At 43.7% G+C, this 4,358-nt stretch carries 7 protein-coding genes; 4 read left to right on the plus strand and 3 right to left on the minus strand.

Translation table 11 applies throughout. From position 1 onward, the window contains the following. On the minus strand, positions 1-184 hold a 184-nt coding region (locus VIM87_RS20065), incomplete at its 3' end, for a SymE family type I addiction module toxin (RefSeq protein ID WP_331998727.1). A gap of 262 nt (positions 185-446) precedes the next feature. On the opposite strand from VIM87_RS20065, the gene VIM87_RS20070 reads away from it, so the two are divergent. Beyond that, positions 447-794, plus strand: a complete 348-nt coding sequence (locus tag VIM87_RS20070; RefSeq protein WP_331998728.1) for a helix-turn-helix domain-containing protein — start codon at positions 447-449, stop codon at positions 792-794. A 266-nt stretch (positions 795-1,060) separates the two neighbouring features. Here the strand turns inward: VIM87_RS20070 and VIM87_RS20075 are convergent, their stop codons facing one another. Further along, positions 1,061-1,243, minus strand: coding sequence for a hypothetical protein (locus tag VIM87_RS20075; protein ID WP_331998729.1), 183 nt, complete (start codon positions 1,241-1,243; stop codon positions 1,061-1,063). A gap of 187 nt (positions 1,244-1,430) precedes the next feature. Here VIM87_RS20075 and VIM87_RS20080 point away from each other — a divergent pair, with 187 nt between their 5' ends. Further along, a complete protein-coding gene (locus VIM87_RS20080) occupies positions 1,431-2,189 on the plus strand; it encodes a hypothetical protein (RefSeq protein WP_331998730.1) in 759 nt (252 codons plus the stop codon). Positions 2,190-2,225: 36 nt separating this feature from the next. Further along, on the plus strand, positions 2,226-2,432 hold the full coding sequence (locus tag VIM87_RS20085) for a hypothetical protein (RefSeq protein WP_331998731.1): 207 nt from the start codon (positions 2,226-2,228) through the stop codon (positions 2,430-2,432). A gap of 285 nt (positions 2,433-2,717) precedes the next feature. Here the strand turns inward: VIM87_RS20085 and VIM87_RS20090 are convergent, their stop codons facing one another. Then, positions 2,718-3,380, minus strand: coding sequence for a Crp/Fnr family transcriptional regulator (locus VIM87_RS20090; protein ID WP_331998732.1), 663 nt, complete (start codon positions 3,378-3,380; stop codon positions 2,718-2,720). Between the two features lie 376 nt (positions 3,381-3,756). Between VIM87_RS20090 and VIM87_RS20095 the strand changes: the two genes are divergently transcribed. Beyond that, positions 3,757-4,358, plus strand: a 602-nt coding sequence (locus tag VIM87_RS20095; protein WP_331998733.1) for an STN domain-containing protein, incomplete at its 3' end; no start/stop codon positions are given.

The raw sequence follows: 4,358 nt of genomic DNA on the forward strand, positions 1-4,358 counted from the left end.
CTTTTTCTGCTATGGTAATCGTAATTTGGTTGGGAGATACTGCAATAGCTATGCTGTCTCCAATATCAAAGCCTGCTTTTTCAAGCCATACACCTGATAAGTTGAGCCAGGGAACTGTTTTCCAACCATAGGACCGTTCCACACCTTTTTCATGAATTTTTACCGTTTTGCTTTTACTTTGCATAAGGCGTTTTTTTAATTGTTATCTGATGTAAATATACCTTATTTGCAACATTTAAACAAGTCGAATAAGTGATGTTTTATCATTTTATGTCATTTGTATGTCAAGATAATAAGCTTGAAAAGGCGTATAAACATCGGATCTGTCAGGTAGGAGGAAGTTATATGTTCTACATAAAATAGCAGCGTGTTAGGATCATATATGCTACTGCTAGTTAACATTTTACTTTAAAGTCCTTATTTTTAGCATCTAAATATGAACCCTAATGACATTCGGGCAAAAAGTCACATTTGTAAGACGCGAAAAGAAGTTAACACAGGCGCAGTTAGGTGCTGCCATAGGAACTACCGGGGATATGGTCGGTAAATATGAACGTGATGCCATTAAGCCATCTATCGAGGTGGCAGCAAAGATTGCGGAGGTACTGGATAGTACGCTCGATTATCTGATCAGGGATATTCGAAGTAGTGCAACGGAACAAAAGCAGGTTTCTCCCGCATTGATTGACTATTTTAATAAGCTGGAAAAACTCCCGGCAAAAGATAGAGAACATGTTCTGGCTGTAATAGATGCTTTTACAGCAAAATTGAAAATTCAATCCATTATGGAATGAAAAGAGCTTTCGTTCAAACGGGAGCCTTTAGTCTCAAAATATTAACCCCCAATTTCTAAACAAAAGGAATTATTTTTCATAGCCCCCCGGGCATGCCCTGTTTTATAACCTCCCCAATATATATCGCATAGCCCTCCAATACTTAGGACTCGTCTATGTGTAGTACTTACCATACACTTTTGATACTGTACCCATACACTGCGATACTCGTTTCATACATTCCTGACGCACTTCCCATACACTGTGCATGCACTTAGGATTCCAAACTACCCATCCAGGAACTCCCTTACTTCCTCTTCATCCAAACCGACGTATTCGCAAAATTCAGACACTGAAATGTACTGCCAGTCCTCCTTTCCGAACATAATCCGGAGCTTTTGCATTAGCTCCCTGGCAGAGCGGGCGCTCTTCCCAAATATGTTTTGAATGTCTTTGGTGTATATCACCATCCTTTTTGGAACGTTTTTCGGCATAATCCGGCAAAATGCGGCAAAAGCGGCGGATTTGTTTTTTCGTACTTCTGCCAGTGAATAATTTCGGGTTGTATTTCGAAGTACAACACTGTCTGATCAGACGAAAAGCTTAACAGGCATAGCTATAGAAACTGCCTATTCTTTCAGAAAAAACATTTTTATTATGAGTAAACAAGATGGATTGCTGCAGTTTAAGGGCGCAATCGAAAACCTATCGTTTTATAAAACAAAGCGTGGATACGCTGTCCGTAAAAGGGCAGGGGTATCAGGAGCCCGGATCTCCAAAGATCCGGCCTTCCAACGCACCCGCGAAAATGGCCAGGAGTTTGGCCGGGCTGGTAAAGCCGGCAAATTACTTCGTTCAGCTTTCCGTAATATGATAAACAACATAGCGGATACAGGGGCTACACCCCGCCTCACGAAGGAGTTTTTAAAGGTGGTAAAAGCAGATGCTACCAGCGATCGCGGATTACGGAATGTAATTGACGGAGAAATCGGGTTCATTGAAAACTTTGAGTTTAATATGGATAGTTCGATGGATAGGTCGCTCTATGCTCCCTTTACGGCTAACATTGATCGCGTTGCCGGCACCGGAACAATAGATGTGCCATCGTTCAAACCGACGGAAGACGTTCAGGCTCCGGAGGGGGCAACACACTTTATTATCACCTGTGGCATTGGTGCTATCGATTTTGCAGGCGGTAAGTTTGAAAGTGCAATAACCAGCAGCGAAGTATTGGTACTGGATAGCAATAATACCGCTCCGCTGAAACTGGTAGCCACCATTTCTCCTAACAGCACCTTCCCGGTATTCCTGGCACTCAGCCTTGAGTTTGTGCAGTTGGTAAACGGAAAGCCTTACATGCTGTCCAACGGAACATACAATTCCATGAAAATGGTGGCGGTATCCGCCGGCGTTTAAGGATGAGTAATTTTTCACTTTTAAAAGCAATTTCTTATGGAATTAGTACATCGGTTAATTGCCCCCACACCACCTTTCTTTGTGAAGGTGCGCAACATAGGGCTCATTCTCACTGCGCTTGCAGCCGCAGTGATAGGGTTACCACTACAACTCCCGTCTATAGTAGGAGAAGTAGCCCAGGTAGTAGCAGTAGCAGGCAGCATCATGACAGGTGTAAGCCAGGCCGCTGTGAAAAATGAGTAGCAGGAACGCCCTCTGCTACCTGTTCTGAGGAAAGTTGCAACAATTCAGAACAGTTATGAAAGCTCCCCTGCAGGCATGCGGGGGAGTTTTTTACAGCTCGCTGCCACTAACGGTGGTCATCAGTATGGTGTTAGTTTTGTTTCGGTGTTGCTGGTAATCATGGATGATTTATTTTGAGGTAAATAAATGCTAAACAATCATGGGAGGATATGGGTTACCTTTTCATCACCAAAATTAAAAGACAGTTTTAATAAGATTGTTAAGATATATGACATTTTTTGAGCACTATACCCGCGACTGTGTGTATTTGTTTATACGATTTTTCTTTATAGTGCTTAAATACTGCCTGGTGATGCCCAGGTAGGAAGCCAGGTCGGTATCCGTTAACCGGTTCTCCAGTTTAGGGTATTCTTTAAAAAGCAGGTGGTAACGTTCTTCTGCCACGCGGTTAATCCACATGGCCCTTTCTTCTGCCAGCTCATAGTAGCGCTCTGTAAGTTTCCTGCCTACCTTATTGAATTCGGGATAAGTATCGTAAATAGCTTCCAGCTTTTCCCAGGGTATGGCCAGGCATATGGTAGATTCTTTAGCAATTAATTTATCTAAACTAGGTACCTGGTTAAAGAAACTTTTTACAGAAACGATCATATCATGTTCTGCAAAGAACCACTTTGCTTTTTCAATACCATCTTTTATATATCTTCCTGTAACCAGCCCTTTAATACAAAAATAGCAGTACCTGCAGGTTTCCCCGTAGTCCAGTATAATATCATTCCTTTTAAAGGAAAATACTTCGCAGCCGTTGATAATGGCGTTTTTTAGCGTATCCGGGAAGAAAGGAAGGTATACTTTTAAGTCGTTGAATAACGACTCAAAGTAAAGCTGAACTTCGGAGGGCATGGAGTTAACCGTATACATAAACCTGGTGCCACGATTACTTTTTTTCATAGAATACTTATGTTTTGGGATGATGAATTGCCAGGGGTAGGGGAACATAACGGCTAATGATATAGCCGATAAGCCAGTAAAATTAACTTTTTACAAATGATAGCAAAATAATTTTGCCCGCTACCAGTCAACTTTATAGGTTTTAAACAGCATAGCGCTGATGTTGGGTACCTGGCGTATAGTCGCTTTATTTTATTGCAACCTAAGTTGGAGGAAAAGTTCCTGTCAGATACCCAATAATTAAATTTAGAAAAAAGCCTGTTTCTTTTGGGGGGGGCTGCGTTTTTCTGCATCACACATCAAAGTCGCTTTTTACGTTATGAAAAATATTCCCCACCGGCTCAACACTCGCAGGTTGAAATTTATTATTCTTTGCATGCTGGGCGTCTACGCCTTTACTGTTACGGCCCGGGCGCAAAATGTATTGAATAACACGGTCACGCTTACGCTCAGGGACATCCCTTTACGCGAAGCGCTGGACAGCATTGGCAAAGTGGCCGGGGTAAAGTTTGCCTACGGCCAGGATATCCGCAACCTGTCCAGGCGTATCAGTCTCCGCTGCGTGGGAGAGCGCCTGGAAGCTGTACTGGACAAAGTGTTGGCGGGTAACCAGCTGTCTTATAAGCTGGTGAACAGGATGGTGGTGATCAAGAATGCACCGGCGCCTGAAGCGCGGGCGCTGGTAAGTGCAGGACCGGCGCCGGGGACCATCAAAGGGCTGATCAGAGATGAAACGGGAACGCCCCTGCCGGGAGCTACTGTTTTTATCAAGGGAACATCCAAAGGTGTTGTTACAGATCCGGCCGGCGCTTTTGAGCTGAAACAGGTGGATAGAGGCGCCGTACTGAATGTTAGCTATACCGGCTATGCTCCCCAGAGCATACCGCTGGATGAGAACAGCCCCCCGGTATTAAATATTGTGCTGTCGCAGCGGTCTAAGACCGCTTTAGATGAGGTGGTAGTAGTAGGGTACGGCAC

Origin of the sequence: Chitinophaga sp., assembly GCF_036569125.1 — a bacterium.
In the GTDB taxonomy this organism is placed as follows: Bacteria; Bacteroidota; Bacteroidia; order Chitinophagales; family Chitinophagaceae; genus Chitinophaga.